This is a genomic window from Streptosporangium sp. NPDC020072 (genome assembly GCF_040631445.1).
GTDB lineage: Bacteria > Actinomycetota > Actinomycetes > Streptosporangiales > Streptosporangiaceae > Streptosporangium.
Genome location: NZ_JBEYAB010000012.1, coordinates 178222 through 193970 on the forward strand (window position 1 = coordinate 178222; position 15749 = coordinate 193970).

Consider the following 15749-nt stretch of genomic DNA (forward strand, 5'->3'; position numbering starts at 1 on the left):
CTGGAGTCGGAGAGTGCGTTGGGTACGGCGAGCGCGCGGTGCGGTTACGGCCCGGGGCGCCGCCGGACGCAACCAACGTCTCAGGAAACAACGAAGGCCCAGATCGGAAATCCATCCCTGACCCGGGCCTTTATGAGTGGAGCGGGTGACGGGAATCGAACCCGCGCTGTCAGCTTGGGAAGCTGATGTTCTGCCATTGAACTACACCCGCAAGCGGCGAACCGCGTCCCCTACTGTAGCGGAAACTTCAGGGTGTCCGCTCACCTGTGGGCCTGCTTTCGGTGGGCATGTGGTTGGTAGGTTGCCTCACGTGCTGCTTTCCGATCGTGACATCCTCACCGAGATCGACTCCGGCAGGGTCAGGCTTGACCCCTTCCAGCCGGAGATGGTCCAGCCGTCGAGCATCGACGTACGGCTGGACCGTTACTTCAGGGTCTTCGAGAACCACAGGTATCCGCACATCGACCCGGCGGTCGAGCAGCCCGACCTGACGCGGATGGTCGAGCCCGAGGGGGACGAGCCCTTCATCCTCCATCCGGGGGAGTTCGTGCTGGCGAGCACCTACGAGGTCGTCACCCTGCCGGACGACATCGCCTCCCGCCTTGAGGGCAAGAGCTCGCTGGGCAGGCTGGGGCTGCTCACCCACTCGACCGCGGGGTTCATCGACCCTGGGTTCAGTGGGCATGTCACGCTTGAGCTCTCCAACGTCGCCACGTTGCCGATCAAGCTCTGGCCCGGCATGAAGATCGGCCAGCTGTGCATGTTCCGGCTCAGCTCGCCGGCCGAGCACCCCTACGGCTCGGAGAAGTACGGCTCGCGCTACCAGGGGCAGCGGGGGCCGACGCCAAGCCGTTCGTATTTGAACTTCCACCGAACGCCTGTCTGAAGGCGAACCTCCGCCCGAAGGTGAATCTCCTGCCTGAAGACGGAGCCCCCTCTGAAGGCGACTTCCCGCCCGAAGGCGAGCTCCTGTCTGAAGACGGACCCGCCTGAAGACGTCCGAAGACGGCCCGCAGCCCGAAGGCGTCCGAAGGTGAGCCCCCCGTTCAAGGGCGAACCGTCGTCCGAGGACGGCCCCCATCTCAGGGGTGATGGAAATCACCTGACGGCTACAAGGCCGACACCTGGGGCGTCGGGGCGGTAACGCACCGATCACCGTCTCCTCGGGCGGCTCCATAGATGACCAGTTTCCACGTAATATGGGTCAAAACCAGCATAACGGTCATCGGAAAGATGCACCCAAGGCTCACTCAACCCGCGTGTTGCCAGGTATACGCCGGGTAGCGACAGCTGGAAGAGTAGGCGTCTAGCGGGTGAAGTTCGCATTTCCGCTGGTAACCCGTACCCTTCTCTGCGGACCATCCCCGCACATCTGGAGAACGACGTGCGCCTGCGTCTCACGCCTAGTGAGGACAGCTACTACGACTTGTTCGCCGACTCGGCGAACAACCTCGTCACAGCGTCCCGACTGCTGGTAGAGATCATCAGCGACGGGTCGGACAGGGAAGCCCTGGCCGAGAAAATGCGCGCTTGTGAGCACGCCGGTGACGAGCGTACTCACGCGATCATGAACCGGCTCAACGAGAGCTTCATCACTCCCTTCGACCGTGAGGACATCTACCGCCTCGCCTCGAACCTCGACGACGTGATGGACTACATGGAGGCCGCGGCCGACCTCATCGTCCTCTACCAGATCGACCACCTCCCCAAGGAGGTCGTCCGTCAGGTCGAGGTCCTGGAACGTGCCGCGGAGCTCACGGCGGAAGCCATGCCCCGGTTGCGTTCGATGCGAAACCTGAACGAGTACTGGATCGAGATCAACCGGCTGGAGAACCAGGGAGACCAGGTCTACCGCCGCCTGCTCGCCAAACTCTTCGGCGGCGAGTACGACGCGTTGACCGTCCTGAAGATGAAGGAGGTCATCGATCAGCTTGAGATGGCCGCCGACGCCTTCGAGCACGTGGCCAACACGATCGAGTCGATCGCGGTCAAGGAAAGCTAAGTGGACCTCACGCTCGCACTCGTCATCGGCGTGGTGGTCGTGGCGTTGGCGTTCGACTACACCAACGGTTTCCACGACGCGGCGAACGCGATCGCGACCTCGGTCTCGACGCGTGCGCTGACGCCGAGGGCGGCCCTCTTCATGGCCGCCGCGATGAACTTCCTGGGCGCCCATCTCGGCACACAGGTGGCGGCGACCGTCGGCAAGGGCATCATCGACGCCCCGAAGGGCACCCACGGTCTGGTGATCGTGGGTTCCGGTCTGATCGGCGCGATCGCCTGGAACCTCATCACGTGGTACTTCGGTCTTCCCTCGTCGAGCAGCCACGCCCTCATCGGGGGCCTGGTCGGCTCGGCGATCGCCTCGTCGAGTGTCGTCCACTGGGACGGCGTCGTGGACAAGGTCGTCATTCCGATGATCCTGTCGCCGGTGCTCGGGTTCTTCCTCGCGGCGATCATCATGATCGCCATCCTATGGGGTTTCCGGCGCTCCCAGCCCGCCAAGACGAACCGGGGCTTCCGGCACGCCCAGACGCTCTCTGCCGCGGCCATGGCCCTCGGCCACGGCCTGCAGGACGCGCAGAAGACCATGGGTGTGATCTTCCTGGCCCTGGTGGTCGGCGGGTTCCAGCACGACGGGGACCCGATCCCGCAGTGGGTCATCCTCTCGGCCGCGACGGCCATCTCGCTGGGCACCTACGCCGGTGGCTGGCGGATCATGCGGACGCTCGGCCGCCGGATCATCGCCCTCACCCCGCCGCAGGGGTTCGCCGCCGAGTCGGCGGCGGCCGCGGTGCTCTACGTCGCGGCTCTGGGCTTCGGCGCTCCCGTCTCGACCACCCACACGATCACCAGCGCGATCATGGGCGTGGGCGCAACCAAGCGCCTGTCGGCCGTGCGCTGGGGGGTGGCGGGCAACATCGTGACCGCCTGGGTTCTCACGATCCCGGCGGCGGCACTGGTCGCGGCGCTGTCCTACTACGCGCTGCACTGGATGGTGGAGTAGGCGCGGGGCGCCCTTCGGCGCCCCGCGACCCCGTCAGAGACGCTGGTACATGACGTCCACATCCCAGCGGGTGAAGCCCAGCCTCTCGTAGAGGCGGACCGCCGCGGTGTTGCTCTCGTCGACGTACAGCATCACCTGGGCCAGCCCCAGGGAGCGCAGGTGCGCCAGGCCCGCCAGGGTGAGCGCCCTGCCCAGGCCGCCGCCCTGTTCGGCGGGGTCGACGCCCACCACGTAGACCTCGCCGATCGGCTCGGGGCCGTCGTGCACCTTGGTCCAGTGGAACCCCGCCAGGCGTGCCGTACCCTCCGCGGGGTCGCGCCGTTCGGCGAGGAAGAAGCCCGCCGGGTCGAACCACGGCTCCCTCTCGCGCAGTCTGAGGTCCTCCAGGGTCCAGGCGCCCTGCTCGGGGTGGTCGGCGAAGGCCCTGGCGTTGAGCGCGACCCAGGCCTCCTCGTCGGCGGAGCCGGGTTCGAAGGCGCGCAGCCGTACGCCTTCGGGGAGTTCGAAGGCGGGGAGTTCGACGGTCAGCGGGCGGCGCATCCGCCACAGCGACCTGACCCTGGTGAAGCCCGCGACGGCGGCCAGGGCCTCGGCCCCGGGATGCCCCCCGTGCGCCCACACGCGCAGGCGCCCTTCCGTCTCCTCCAGTACGGCCAGCAGCAGGCGACGCCCGTGACCTCGCCGCCGGAAGGCGGGGTGGACGACGAGCTCCCCACCCGGGGCGGTCGAGTCGGTCAGGTCCACGTGCGCGTAACCGGCCAGGTCGTCCCCGGCGTACAGCAGCACGGAACGCGTCCTCTCACCGCCGTGGCGCAGCTGCAGCAGCGCCTGTTCGTTGAGCGGTCCCACGCCGTCCGCCTCCGTCGCGGCCTCGGCCATCGCCAGGACGGCGGCCACCTGAGAATCGGAGAGTCGTTCCCTGTGTTCCACGCGCACGTTCATGTTCTGGACTTTATGCGCAGTGGCATTTCAACCGGTGGTCGGGGAGCGGCAAAAGCCGCCACCATTAGGGACGGTTAATCGTTACCTCTAGGACATTCCTTGCATAGATCGTCACTTTAATGTCGTGGTTCATGACGTCTCGTACCTTCCAGCGCCTGGCCATGGCCGGGGCTCTCGCCGGAGCGGGCCTCATGCTCGCGATGGGCCCGGCGACCGCGGCGGCCCAGGGAAGCGCGCACAACGCGCACAAGGCTTCCAGGACCGTCCCCGTCCGCCTGCTCTCCCTCAACGACTTCCACGGCAACCTCGAACCGCCGACCGGCTCCTCGGGCCGCATGGTCGACGAGACCGGAGCGACCGTCGAGGCCGGCGGCGCCGCCTACGTGGCCACCCACCTCAAGCAGCTGACCGACGGGAACACCCTGAAGGTCGCCCAGGGAGACCTGATCGGGGCCAGCCCGCTGCTGTCGGCCGCCTACCACGACGAGCCGTCCGTCGAGTTCCTCGGCAAGATCGGCGTCACCGCCTCCGCCGTGGGCAACCACGAGTTCGACGAGGGCTACTCCGAACTGCGGCGCGTCATGTACGGCGGCTGCCACCCGACGGACGGCTGCTCGCCCGCCGGACCCTGGAAGGGCGCGCGCTACAGCTACCTGGGCGCCAACGTGCTCTTCAAGAACCCGGGCGGCGGAGCGGAACGGGAGGCGCTGGCCGCGCTCGGCGGGAAGGACAGCGGGTCCCTGCGCGACCTGCTGGAGGGGTACGGCATCCCGGCTCTGCCGCCGGTGGCCGTCCGCTGGGTCAACGGCGTGCCGGTCGGCTTCATCGGCCTGGTGACCCAGTCCACCCCGGGCATCGTCACCTCCGAGGGCATCAAGGACCTGCGGTTCGTCGACGAGGTCAAGGCCGCCAACGTCGCCTCGAAGCTGCTGAAGCTGGTCGGCGTCAGGGCCCAGGTCGTGCTGGTGCACGAGGGAGACCAGGTCACCCCCGGCAGGTCCCCGGACGCCTGCAGCGCGCAGCCGGGCGCGGGCACCAGGATCGCCACCCAGGTCGACCCCGAGATCGACATGATCCTCAGCGGCCACTCCCACCAGGCCTACCTGTGCCAGGTGACCGACCCGGCGGGCGGCACCCGCCTGTTCAGCCAGGGCGGCTCCTTCGGCCGCGTGATCACCAAGGTCGACTTCCGGGTGGACGTCCGTACCCGTGACGTGGTGCGCTCCTCGGTCGTGGCCGACAACCAGGTGGTGACCCGTACGGTCACCCCGGACCCGGAGATCGCCGCGTTCGTGCAGACCTGGAAGGAGCGCGTCGCGCCGGTGGCCAACAAGCCGATCGGCAGGATCACCGCCGACGTCACCAACGCCGCGGCCCCCTCGGGAGAGTCGTCCCTGGGCAACCTCATCGCCGACGGCCAGCTCGCCGCGTCCAGGAGCGGGGGCGACGCGCGGATCGCCCTGATGAACCCGGGCGGAGTACGGGCGAGCCTCACCTATACGGGTTCCCCGGCGGGGGAGGGCGACGGCGTGGTGACCTACGGCGAGGCGTTCACGGTGCAGCCGTTCAACAACCTCGTGCAGGTGATCACCCTCACCGGTGCCCAGCTGAAGACCGTCCTGGAGCAGCAGTTCCCCGGCGGCCCCAACGCGCAGCCGTTCACCAAGATCCTGCAGCCGTCCTCGAACCTCACCTACACCTACAGCACGGGTGCCGCGTGGGGCTCGAAGGTCTCCGACCTCAAGATCGACGGCGTGGCCGTGACGGACACCCAGAGCATCCGGGTCGCCGTCAACAACTTCCTCGTCGGCGGCGGTGACGCCTTCGCGGAGTTCACCAAGGGCACGGACGTGTGGAGCGGGCCGCTCGACATCGACTCCTTCGCCGCCTACTTCGCGGCGAACCCGACGATCACACCCCCGGCTCCCACCCACATCACCGTCGTTCCCTGACGGCCCGGGGCGTCGCGCGGGATCCGTCGTGGTCCCGCGTGGCGTCCGTCAGTGGTGGGCGGGTTCGCGCTCGTCGGCGGACTCGCCGCCGCGCTCGGGGACGAAACGGTAGCCGACGTTGCGCACGGTGCCGATCAGCGACTCGTACTCGGCGCCGAGCTTGGCGCGCAGCCTCCTGACGTGCACGTCGACGGTCCTGGTGCCGCCGAAGTAGTCGTAGCCCCAGACCTCCTGCAGCAGCTGGGCGCGGGTGAAGACCCGGCCGGGGTGCTGCGCGAGGTACTTCAGCAGCTCGAACTCCTTGAACGTCAGGTCCAGCGCCCGGCCGCGCAGCCGCGCGGTGTAGGTGGCCTCGTCGATCGCCAGGTCACCGCTGCGGATCTCGTCGGGGACCTCCTCGGCGGCGGACAGGTCGAGCCTGCCGACGGCCATCCGCAGCCGGGCCTCGACCTCGGCGGGGCCCGCGCCGTCCAGCAGGACGTCGTCGACGCCCCACTCGGCGGTCATGGCGGCCAGGCCGCCCTCGGTGACGATGACCAGCAACGGGCAGGTGATGCCCGTGGTCCGCAGCAGCCTGCACAGTCCCTTGGCGTGGGCCAGCTCACGGCGCGCGTCGACGAGTACGGCGTCGGCGGGCGGGATGTCGATCAGCGCCGAGGCCTCCGCGGGGGCGACCCGCACCGAGTGCAGGAGCAGTCCCAGCGCCGGGAGCACCTCTGAGGAGGGCTCAAGGGCGTTGGTGAGCAGCAGGAGATTGCTCACGGTGCCTCCTTCCCGCGTCGTGCCGGCTGCTGGCCGTACAAACACGTAAGGACCCGGGGGCTACGTCGCCCAGGTCCCGTGTAGGTGAGGATAGCCGACGTGGCTGAGGCGTCCATGGAGTGTCCAGCTGATGAACACGGTTCACCTCGTGGATTCACGGTAACAGGATGATGACCCAGTGTGTATGGGAGGGGTTGGTCGGACCATGGCGAGAGGAACGATTCGCTACTGGGCGGCGGCGAAGGAGGCCTCGGGGGTCGCGGAGGAGCCCTTCGAGGCCGGGACACTGGCCGAACTGCTCGCGGAGGTCACCCGGGGACGCGCGGAGCTGGCCAGGGTGGTCGGGCGTTCGTCCTTCCTGGTCGACGGCCATCCGGTCGGCAGGCGGGCGCACGAGACGGTCGTCCTCGCCGACGGTGTGACGGTCGAGGTGCTGCCGCCGTTCGCCGGTGGGTGATCGGATCCGGCGGTTGGTGAGGTGTTTTGCGAAGAATTGCCGGGGGATGTGCTGCGATGGCACTCTGGCCGGACCGGGGCACTGAACCGAGGCACTGAGAGGCCCTGAGTCGAGACACCGGGTCGAGGCACCGAACGGGGAGTCAGATGCGCAGGCTGGTCGCTTTCCTGGTTTTGCTGCTCGTTCTGTTCGCGATCCTGGACCGGGTGGCCGTGGCCGGGGCGCAGCGGGAGATCGCCCGGCAGGCGACCGCGAGATACGACCTGGACAGATCGCCGGAGGTGAGCATCCTCGGCATCCCGTTCCTCACGCAGGCGGTCGCCGGGCGCTACGACGAGGTCGAGGTCGCGGCGGGCCCGATGGTCCTGAACGGGCTGCGCCTGTCCAGTGTCGACTTCACCCTCCACGACGTCACCGCCCCGCTGTCGGACCTGCTGTTCAACTCGGAGCGGGCCGACATCCGCGCCGGACGGGTCGAGGGGACCGTGGAGGTCCCGCTGCAGGTCCTGAACCAGAGGGCGCCGCGCGGGATCAAGGTCGCGGTCGACGGCGACACCCTGACGGTCAACGGGGAGGTCACGGTGCTCGGCCAGAAGGTCCCGGTCAAGGCCGACCTGAAGATCGGCGTCTCCGCGGGGGAGATCCGGTTCACCCCGGAGAAGGTCACGGTCGGCGGCGGCATCCCGGTGCCCAACCCGGAGCGGTTCATCGACTACCGCATCCCGGTCAAGAACCTGCCGTTCGGCGTGAAGATCACTGGCGTGCGCGTCGTGCCCCAGGGGATACGGGTCTCCGGTGAGGCGACCGACGTTCCCCTGCACGGCTGAGGACGCGCTCTCCCGGGTGGGCGACGTATGACTGAACCGAAGCGCCGCGCCGTACGTCGTGAGGGTGTGAGCCAAGCCGGAACCGCCGACGAGCAGCTCGTCAGAGCGCTCTTCGACGAGCATGGCGGCCCACTCTACGGTTACGTTCTGCGGCTGACGGGTGACCCGGGGAGAGCGGAGGATGTCGTGCAGGAGACGCTGCTGCGGGCGTGGCGGCACCCTGACGCGCTCAGCGGGAAGCCCATCCGCGCGTGGCTGTTCACGGTGGCCCGCAACCTCGTCGTCGACCAGCACCGGGCGCGCAAGGCGCGTCCGCCGGAGATGGGGGACGAGGCGCTGGCCGTCGTGCCCGCCGACGACGAGCTCGAACGGGCCGTCGAGTCGTGGGCGGTCGCCGAGGCGCTGGCCACGTTGAGGCCGGAGCACCGCGAGGTGCTCGCCGAGGTCTACTACCAGGGGAAGTCGGTAAAGGAAGCCGCCGAGGCGCTCGGTATCCCCGCCGGAACGGTGAAGTCGCGCACGTATTACGCGCTTCGGGCGCTCAAGCTGGCGCTGGAGGAGCGGGGGCTCGCGCCATGATGATGACCTGTGACGACGTGCGGATGTCGCTCGGGGTGTACGTGCTCGGGGCGCTCGAACCGGAGGAGTGCGTGCTCGTCGAGGCGCACCTGGCCGAGTGCGAGGGCTGCCGCGCGGAGTTCGAGGAGCTGACGGGGGTCGCGGCCTTCCTGGAGAAGGTGTCCCAGGAGGACGCGGCGCAGGCGGTCAGCCCGCCGCACGCCGTACTCGACCGGCTGCTGAGCGCGCGGGTCAGACGGCGCAGGCTGAGCAGGGTGCTGCTTTCGCTGGCGGCCTCCGTGCTGGTCGTCGGCCTGGGCGGGACCATGTGGTCGGCCATGCGCCCGGCTCAGGACGGTGCCTCCTCGGAGGCGCTGCCCGCGGCGGTCTCGGCCTCGGCGGGCGGTGAGAGCGGGCAGCTGTCCAAGGCGATGAAGGACGACGGGGGGCAGGGGTACGCCACCGTGCCCTCGGAGGCGCCCTCGAACGAGAACTCCCAGGACGCCCGGATCTTCTCGGACGTCCCGGAGAGGCGCCGGACGGTCAAGGGGGACAACGGCCCCGTCCACGTCACGGTGAGCATGGCCGAGGGGGAGGGCACCACGACCGTCAAGGTCGTCGTCTCCGGGATCGCCAAGGGCACCCCGTGCAGGCTCGACGTGGTCGGTGCGGACGGCCGGCGGCAGACGGCGGCCAACTGGGTGGTCAACAAGGCCGCCTACGACCGCTCCGGCCCCTTCCAGGGAAGCACCACGATCCCGTTCGGGACCGTCACCAGGGTCGAGGTCACCACGGCACAGGGCCGCGTGCTGGTCGGCGTGGCCGTTCCCTGACCGGATTCCGCCGCTCCGGCCCGGGTTCGGGCCGGCCGCGGGGAATGGCCGGTCGCGGGCGCGTGTTGTCGTGCTCCGTGACCGGATTGGCAGTGGTACTCGTCACGCTGGCCCTGGCCACGCTGGTCGGCGTGATCGTACGGCGGCGCGACGGCGTGCCGCGTGAGGTTGGGGGCGACGTGGAGCGGCTGACGTCCGGTGATCTCGGAGTCCCCCTGGGAGAGCGGGCGACGCTGGTGCAGTTCTCCAGCGCCTTCTGCCAGCCCTGCCGGGCGACCCGCAGGGTGTTGTCCGAGGTGACGGCGATGGTGGCCGGGGTGGCGCACGTGGAGATCGACGCCGAGTCCCGCCTCGATCTCGTCCGTTCGCTGAACGTCCTGCGAACCCCGACCGTACTGATCCTTGACGCGTCAGGACGTGTTGTGAAACGTGCCTCCGGGCAGCCACGTAAGGCCGACGTGATCGGGGCGCTCGGCCTCGCCGTCGGCGAATGAACAGGCAAATATCATTCATTGGGCAAATTTGTCTCACATTGTGGGCAGGGATGTGACAGACGATGGAGCGTCGAGGTAGTGTCTTCGGCATGAACCCCTCGACAGAGCTGCTGACTAAGCGGCGCGCGGTAGATTTCTGCCGCGTCGCCACCGCGCTCTGTCGCGCTTCCTAAAGGGCGATCTCAAGCGGTCCCATGCCGCACCGATCTGTACACCCCTTCAGGAGCATCGAGCGATGCAGGTTGATCCCCGTGCCCTTCGCTTCTCCGCGGCTCTGACGACCGTCGTCCTCGCTCTCGTCCTCGTGACGGGCAGCGTCTGGTTGCTGGGAGCCCAGACCGTGGTGTTCGCGCTCGGCCTCCTCGGTGCCTCGCCGTACGGGATGATTTTCAAAGGGATCGTGAAAAGCCCTCCGCCGGAGTTGGAGGACGCGACCCCCCCGCGCTTCGCGCAGGGAGTGGGTCTGGTCTTCGCCCTGGTGGGTCTGGTCGGCTACGTCACGCAGATCACGCCGCTGGCCCTCGGCGCCACCGCCGCGGCTCTCTTCGCCGCCTTTCTCAACGCCGCCTTCGGTTTCTGCCTTGGCTGCGAGATGTTCCTGATCATTCGCCGTATATTTCCCGCCGCAAATTAATCCCGGAGGATTCCGATGAGCCGCTCCGCCGTCCTGGTGGACGCTGACTGGGTCGAGGCCAACCTCGACACCGAGGGCGTCGTCCTCGTCGAGGTCGACGAAGACGCCAGCGCCTATGACAAGGGCCACATCCGTGGCGCCGTGAAGGTCGACTGGAGGCAGGACCTTCAGGACCCCGTCCGCCGCGACTTCGTGGACCGCGAGGGCTTCCAGGCGCTGCTCTCCTCCCGGGGCATCGCCAACGACGACACCGTGGTCCTCTACGGTGGCAACAACAACTGGTTCGCGTCCTACGCCTACTGGTACTTCAAGCTCTACGGCCACGAGAACGTCAAGCTGCTCGACGGCGGCCGTAAGAAGTGGGAGCTCGACTCCCGCGAGCTGGTCAAGGACGTCCCCAACCGTCCGGCCACGAACTACCAGGCCACGGAGCAGGACCTGACCATCCGCGCCTTCCGTGACGACGTCGTCGCCGCGATCGGCAAGCTCAACCTGGTCGACGTGCGCTCGCCCGACGAGTTCACCGGCAAGCTGCTCGCCCCCGCGCACCTTCCGCAGGAGCAGGCCCAGCGCGCCGGCCACGTGCCGACCGCCCGCAACATCCCGTGGTCCAAGGCGGCCAACGACGACGGCACCTTCAAGTCCGACGAGGAGCTGAAGGCCCTCTACGAGGCCGAGGGCGTCGACTTCGCCAAGGACACCATCGCCTACTGCCGTATCGGCGAGCGCTCGGCCCACACCTGGTTCGTCCTGCACGAGCTGCTCGGTCAGGCCAGCGTCAAGAACTACGACGGTTCGTGGACAGAGTACGGCTCGCTCGTGGGCGTGCCGATCGAACTGGGAGAGGCTCGATAATGACTCAGGGATGCGCTGCTCCGGAACAGACGATCGCCCTTCCGGCCGGGATCGACCTTTCGACCCAGGCCGTCATCCAGGGAGTGGTCTCGGGTACGGGCACGGCCTACGCCCGCCTGCTCGACCACTCCGGCGAGTTCACCGGTGAGGTTGTGGTGTCCGAAGAGGGCATCTTCCGCTTCTTCGCCGCCCCCGGTGAGTGGACCGTCCGCATCATCGCGGGTGGTGGCGTCACCAAGGACATCCCCGCCCAGGCCCGCCTGGGTGAGGTCACGCAGCTCGCCGTGGCTGTCTGACCAGACCTGATCGCCGAGAAGCCGGTGCCCCACCAGGGGCGCCGGCTTCTCGCGTTCTACGCGGCTCCGCGTCGTTCGACCCTGCGGACCGCGTCGGCGTAGGCGGGGTCGGAGGACATGGCCGCGGCCAGGCGCAGGTGGGGCAGGGCCTCGTCGGGGCGGTTGGACCGTTCGAGGGTCCGGCCGAGCAGGAACCTGGCGTAGTGGTCGCCGGGAGCGCGCTCGACCAGCGGCTCAAGCGTCCGCAGCGCCCGGCCGAGTTGCGCCGAGCCGAAGTAGGCGCGGGCGGCCAGCAGCCCGACCGCCGGGTCGTCGCCGTGGTCTTCGAGCAGCGGACGCAGCATCTCCAGCGCGCCGAGCGGGTCACGGACGTCGAGCAGGGACTCCGCGTGACGCAGGCGCGTGACCTCCTCAGGGAGATCACGGCCGGGGGCGGCGTGCCGTACCAGGTCGCGCAGGACCTCCGGCGACTGGGCGCCCGCGACGGCCTGGTCGCCGACCACGAAGGTCGGTGAGGTGCCGATGCCGATGGCCTTGCCGCGCAGGAGCTGGTAGCGGACCTGCTCGGTGCCCTCTCCGGCGGCGAGCGCCTCGGCCACGCCGTCCAGACCCGCCTCGGCGGCCAGATCGGCCAGGACGGCGCGGTCGCCGATGTCCGAACCGTCGGTGAAGTGGGCGCGCAGAATCCGCTCGACGACGGCGCCCTGCAGGGCGGAGCCGCCGCGTTCGTAGGCGACGGCGATCACCCGGTGGGCGTCGAAGGTGTTGGGCTGCGGGACGGCGCCCCAGATCGGGCCCTTCGGGGCTTCTCCCGTGGGGACGGCCGGGTCGCGCGGAGCCTCGGCCTGGGGCCCCGGGGCCGTCGGGTCGAGCTGGTAGGGACGCCAGACGACCTCGACGTCCTCGCCGAACCCCGCACTCACCAGGCGCTGCCTGCCGACGTGGGCCCAGGTGCAGACCATGTCCGCCCAGACTTCGATGCGCTTCATAGCCGCTCAAACAAACGGGCCCCGCGGTTTATTCAACGGCCTCAGGAAGGCCTGTACGGCGCCGGAATCGCATGATTGTTTCGAAAGGGTTCTGTCGAACGGATCAAGGGTTCGCTCGAACTCCGATGCGCGCGACGTGTTTTCGCGGATCGCCGGTGAACGGTGTCCTGCCTGGCAGGTCGTTGGGCTCACCGGCAGGGGGAATCTCCGCCGAGGCCGTTCTCAGGGTATGAGCCCCGAATGCGGGAAAGGAAAGTCCTGACGGTCCTGGGTTCGCCGATCCGCTCGTCGGCGGCGATGGGACGGCCGACGGATTGACCGCCCTGCGGGGCGCCTGTCGGGTCCGAGGGGAAATTCGAGCCGCCGATCCGTGATTCCCGGGAGGGCTTTCCCTGGGAGGGGCGTTCTCGCGTTCCCGTCCGTGCGGGCCGCTAGGATCCTGGGGTGTCCGGAACGCCTGCTATGTCCCCGCCGCTACCGCCATCGAGAGCCGCGGGCCGCGGGCCGAGCGCGCTCACGGCGTACTCCCTGCCCCTGCACACCCTGAGAATCCTGGGCGCATGCGGGATCTCACTGGTGCTCTGGTTCTCCGCAGGACGGGCGATCCGCGCGGGCCTGCTGTGGGCGGGCACCGAGCTGTCGCACGGCGACTACCGGCAGGTCCGGCTCGTCGTCACGATGCTGATCTTCACGTTGATCGTGATGAACGAGCTCGTCATCACCGTCGGCATGCTCTACTCCGTGCGTGGCGCCCTCAGGGAGATCCAGGTACGGCGGGCGGGGGAGGAGGCCGAGGAGAACCTGTTCGGCGCGCTCAACCGGGCCACGCTGGTCTTCGCCACCATCTACATGGCCTGGAGCTTCCACGTCGAGGACGCCAGGGACTTCGTCGCCCTCGACATCACCCACAACGTCGGGGAGGACCTGGCGCGGAGCTTCGCCGGTGAGACCATCACCACGGGCACCGGCCTGGTCGGCCTGGACGTCCGGATCTCGCTCGGCATCGCGGTCGTGGCCTACGGGCTCAAGGCGCTCTTCGGCTGGTGGCACGCCAACGACAAGGTCAGGGGCAGCGGCATCATGGCCGCCTTCTTCGAGCTGGCCTTCGCCTTCTACAGCATCAACGCGATGTTCACCCTCGTCTCCGCGCGTTCCGACTGGTTGTCCGGCCGGGTCGCGGTGGCCACCCTGAACGGCTGGGCCGAACAGGCCCGGAGCGACATCCCCGGGTGGAAGGAGGTGACCGGCGCCATCGGGGAGGCCTGGCCGTACGTGGTCTCCGCGCTGGTCGAACCCCTGACCTGGCTGACGGTCGCCTCGCTCGTCTACGGCGCGTTCGCCGAGGACACCCGCGCGGTCGTACGGGGGACCAGGCTGGACACCGTGGCCGACCGGATGGAGCAGACCCACACGCTCACCCGCTCGACCATGACCCGGGCCACGACCGGGTTCCAGGAGCGCTGGGTCCCACCCGCCAACGCCTTCCGGCTGGCCGTACGGGGAGGGGCGGCCCTGTTCGGGCTGTTCTGCCTGTGCTACGTGCTGATCCGGGTGGGAACCGACTACGCCGACCAGGGGATACGGATGCTGATCGGCAACGAGGAGCCCTTCAGCTGGGTGCTCTTCGGCAACCCCGCCGGGGTGATCAGGGAACTCCTCGTCAAGGTGCTGACCATCTGCCTGCTGGCGGCCACGTTCGACATCGCCGCCACGCGTAGCCGCGAGGCCGGAGAGGTGATCAGCGCCTGAAGCGCAGCACGTTGTCCTTCAGCTCCTCCTCCTTCGCGGACCGTTTGAACATGTCCTCCACGGACTCGTTCTCGATGATCCGCGCCGGGCTGGGACGCAGGTAGACCTCCACCTGGGAGGAGAGAGCCCTGGGCACCACACCGACCATGTTGTAGTGGTACGGCGCGCCGACCCTGTAGTCCTTGGCATCCAGGGGCAGGTCGTCGTCGAGGGGCTCCACCTTCCAGACACGCCCGTCGGCGGCCCGTACCTCGACCTCGGGGGGAACCCGGCGGATGATCCCCTCCTGGTCCAGGGCGATCCGGGTGATCCTGATCTTCAGCCACTGACGGTCGGGCGGGGTCGGGCGGGTGTTGGGGATGCTGTCGACGACCTCCACGTTCACCTGCCAGGACACATGCTTGAACGACGCGGTCTGACCGGCGGCGAAGGTGTGGATCTTGTCCGGGGGACGTGCCTCACGGTAGGTCGTGTAACCGTCCATGGTGGGAACGGCGATGGCGACCGCCAGGGCCAGCACCGCGCCGACCGCCCGCAACGCCGTACGGCCCGGCCTGGCCGGTGCCGGGTCGGCGGGTCCGGCGGCCCCGTCGGGCTCGGCGTCGTCGGCGACCGGGGCGGCCGCGGGGACACCGGCAGTGGGAGCAGGGGACTCCTGGGTCATCCCCAGGGGCTGCATGGCGGGTACGGGCTGCCTGGGCGGCAGCGGGGCGGCGGGGACGGCGGGGAAGGGCTGCGTCGAGATCCCGGCGTGCTCCTCACGGACCGTCGGGGGCCAGACCTGCTGGTCGGGAAAGGCGCCACGGTCGGAGGCGAACCAGGAGGGGCCCACCGGGGGCTGTGCCTGGGGAGCCCGTACGGGCTGCGCCGGGGCGGCCGGCGCCTGACCGGGGTGAGGCGGGCCGGGCTGGGCCGGACCGGCCTGGGAACCGGAGCGCGGGCCAGGGTGAGGACCGGGGTGAGCTGGGCCGGACTGAGGCGGACCTGCCTGAGGACCGGACTGAGGCGGACTGGCCTGAGGACCGAGGTGGGACGGGCCTGCCTGAGGGCCGGGGTGAGCCGGGCCGGGGAGGGGCGGGCCGGGCTGGGGGCCGGGGTGTGGGCCGGGCTGGGGTGACTCGGGCTGGGGCCCGCGGTGCGAGCCGGGCCGAGGATCGGAGTGGGACGGGCCGGGCTGCCCAGAGCCGGGCTGCCCAGGGCCGGGGTGGGCCGACATGGGCTGGGTCGGGCCGGGGTGGGGCGGGAAGGCCTGGGGCGGGGTTGGGTGAGCCGCGCCTGGATGGACCGGGGTGGGCTGGGCCTGCGGAGAGGCGGGCACGGCCGAGGAGGAAGGCGCCGGGGTGGAGGGCATGGCCGGAGAGGGCACGCCGGGGGCGTTGGGCGGCTGGGGCCAG

At 69.3% G+C, this 15749-nt stretch carries 18 protein-coding genes and 1 tRNA gene; 14 read left to right on the top strand and 5 right to left on the bottom strand.

Features of this window, described 5'->3' with window-relative positions:
• Positions 1-137: 137 nt before the first annotated feature.
• Positions 138-211, bottom strand: a tRNA-Gly gene (locus ABZ470_RS28040).
• A gap of 99 nt (positions 212-310) precedes the next feature.
• Here ABZ470_RS28040 and dcd point away from each other — a divergent pair.
• From dcd to ABZ470_RS28055, 3 genes are all read left to right on the top strand, one after another.
• The gene (gene dcd / locus ABZ470_RS28045; protein ID WP_362915096.1) at positions 311-886 is read left to right on the top strand and encodes a dCTP deaminase; all 576 of its coding nucleotides are present in this window, start codon (positions 311-313) and stop codon (positions 884-886) included.
• Positions 887-1384: 498 nt separating this feature from the next.
• Positions 1385-2002, top strand: coding sequence for a DUF47 family protein (locus tag ABZ470_RS28050; RefSeq protein ID WP_352014610.1), 618 nt, complete (start codon positions 1385-1387; stop codon positions 2000-2002).
• Complete coding sequence (locus ABZ470_RS28055; RefSeq protein ID WP_352014611.1) at positions 2003-3007, top strand: inorganic phosphate transporter; 1005 nt, start codon at positions 2003-2005, stop codon at positions 3005-3007.
• A gap of 33 nt (positions 3008-3040) precedes the next feature.
• Here ABZ470_RS28055 and mshD read toward each other — a convergent pair whose 3' ends face one another.
• Complete coding sequence (gene mshD / locus ABZ470_RS28060; RefSeq protein WP_362915098.1) at positions 3041-3949, bottom strand: mycothiol synthase; 909 nt, start codon at positions 3947-3949, stop codon at positions 3041-3043.
• A 131-nt stretch (positions 3950-4080) separates the two neighbouring features.
• Here mshD and ABZ470_RS28065 point away from each other — a divergent pair, with 131 nt between their 5' ends.
• On the top strand, positions 4081-5901 hold the full coding sequence (locus ABZ470_RS28065; RefSeq protein ID WP_362915100.1) for a bifunctional metallophosphatase/5'-nucleotidase: 1821 nt from the start codon (positions 4081-4083) through the stop codon (positions 5899-5901).
• A 48-nt stretch (positions 5902-5949) separates the two neighbouring features.
• On the opposite strand, the gene ABZ470_RS28070 is transcribed toward ABZ470_RS28065, so the two are convergent.
• On the bottom strand, positions 5950-6663 hold the full coding sequence (locus tag ABZ470_RS28070; RefSeq protein WP_352014614.1) for a response regulator transcription factor: 714 nt from the start codon (positions 6661-6663) through the stop codon (positions 5950-5952).
• 205 nt (positions 6664-6868) lie between these two features.
• Here ABZ470_RS28070 and ABZ470_RS28075 point away from each other — a divergent pair, with 205 nt between their 5' ends.
• The 9 genes from ABZ470_RS28075 to ABZ470_RS28115 all read left to right on the top strand — a co-directional run bounded on the left by ABZ470_RS28075 (position 6869) and on the right by ABZ470_RS28115 (position 11617).
• Positions 6869-7120 carry a MoaD/ThiS family protein gene (locus ABZ470_RS28075; RefSeq protein ID WP_352014615.1) on the top strand — a complete coding sequence of 84 codons (252 nt, stop codon included), beginning with the start codon at positions 6869-6871 and terminating at the stop codon, positions 7118-7120.
• 146 nt (positions 7121-7266) lie between these two features.
• The gene (locus tag ABZ470_RS28080) at positions 7267-7947 is read left to right on the top strand and encodes a DUF2993 domain-containing protein (RefSeq protein ID WP_352014616.1); all 681 of its coding nucleotides are present in this window, start codon (positions 7267-7269) and stop codon (positions 7945-7947) included.
• A 27-nt stretch (positions 7948-7974) separates the two neighbouring features.
• On the top strand, positions 7975-8526 hold the full coding sequence (locus tag ABZ470_RS28085) for a sigma-70 family RNA polymerase sigma factor (RefSeq protein ID WP_184712468.1): 552 nt from the start codon (positions 7975-7977) through the stop codon (positions 8524-8526).
• On the top strand, positions 8523-9338 hold the full coding sequence (locus tag ABZ470_RS28090) for a zf-HC2 domain-containing protein (RefSeq protein WP_362915103.1): 816 nt from the start codon (positions 8523-8525) through the stop codon (positions 9336-9338). The genes ABZ470_RS28085 and ABZ470_RS28090 overlap by 4 nt, the downstream gene beginning before the upstream one ends.
• 155 nt (positions 9339-9493) lie before the next feature.
• Positions 9494-9832: a thioredoxin family protein gene (locus tag ABZ470_RS28095; protein WP_352014749.1), complete on the top strand. Its 339-nt coding sequence runs from the start codon at positions 9494-9496 to the stop codon at positions 9830-9832.
• Positions 9833-9921: 89 nt separating this feature from the next.
• Complete coding sequence (locus ABZ470_RS28100; RefSeq protein WP_352014750.1) at positions 9922-10005, top strand: putative leader peptide; 84 nt, start codon at positions 9922-9924, stop codon at positions 10003-10005.
• A gap of 62 nt (positions 10006-10067) precedes the next feature.
• Positions 10068-10466: a DUF4395 domain-containing protein gene (locus ABZ470_RS28105; protein WP_352014618.1), complete on the top strand. Its 399-nt coding sequence runs from the start codon at positions 10068-10070 to the stop codon at positions 10464-10466.
• A gap of 15 nt (positions 10467-10481) precedes the next feature.
• On the top strand, positions 10482-11321 hold the full coding sequence (locus tag ABZ470_RS28110; protein ID WP_352014619.1) for a sulfurtransferase: 840 nt from the start codon (positions 10482-10484) through the stop codon (positions 11319-11321).
• Entirely contained in the window at positions 11321-11617 is a 297-nt protein-coding gene (locus tag ABZ470_RS28115; RefSeq protein ID WP_352014620.1) for a DUF1416 domain-containing protein, read from the top strand. The genes ABZ470_RS28110 and ABZ470_RS28115 overlap by 1 nt, the downstream gene beginning before the upstream one ends.
• Positions 11618-11673: 56 nt before the next feature.
• On the opposite strand, the gene ABZ470_RS28120 is transcribed toward ABZ470_RS28115, so the two are convergent.
• Positions 11674-12606: a DsbA family protein gene (locus ABZ470_RS28120; RefSeq protein WP_362915105.1), complete on the bottom strand. Its 933-nt coding sequence runs from the start codon at positions 12604-12606 to the stop codon at positions 11674-11676.
• Positions 12607-13182: 576 nt separating this feature from the next.
• On the opposite strand from ABZ470_RS28120, the gene ABZ470_RS28125 reads away from it, so the two are divergent.
• Positions 13183-14355, top strand: a complete 1173-nt coding sequence (locus tag ABZ470_RS28125) for a hypothetical protein (protein ID WP_352014622.1) — start codon at positions 13183-13185, stop codon at positions 14353-14355.
• Here the strand turns inward: ABZ470_RS28125 and ABZ470_RS28130 are convergent.
• Positions 14345-15187 carry a hypothetical protein gene (locus ABZ470_RS28130; RefSeq protein WP_362915107.1) on the bottom strand — a complete coding sequence of 281 codons (843 nt, stop codon included), beginning with the start codon at positions 15185-15187 and terminating at the stop codon, positions 14345-14347. The two genes, ABZ470_RS28125 and ABZ470_RS28130, sit on opposite strands and share 11 nt — an antisense overlap.
• Positions 15188-15749 lie beyond the last annotated feature (562 nt).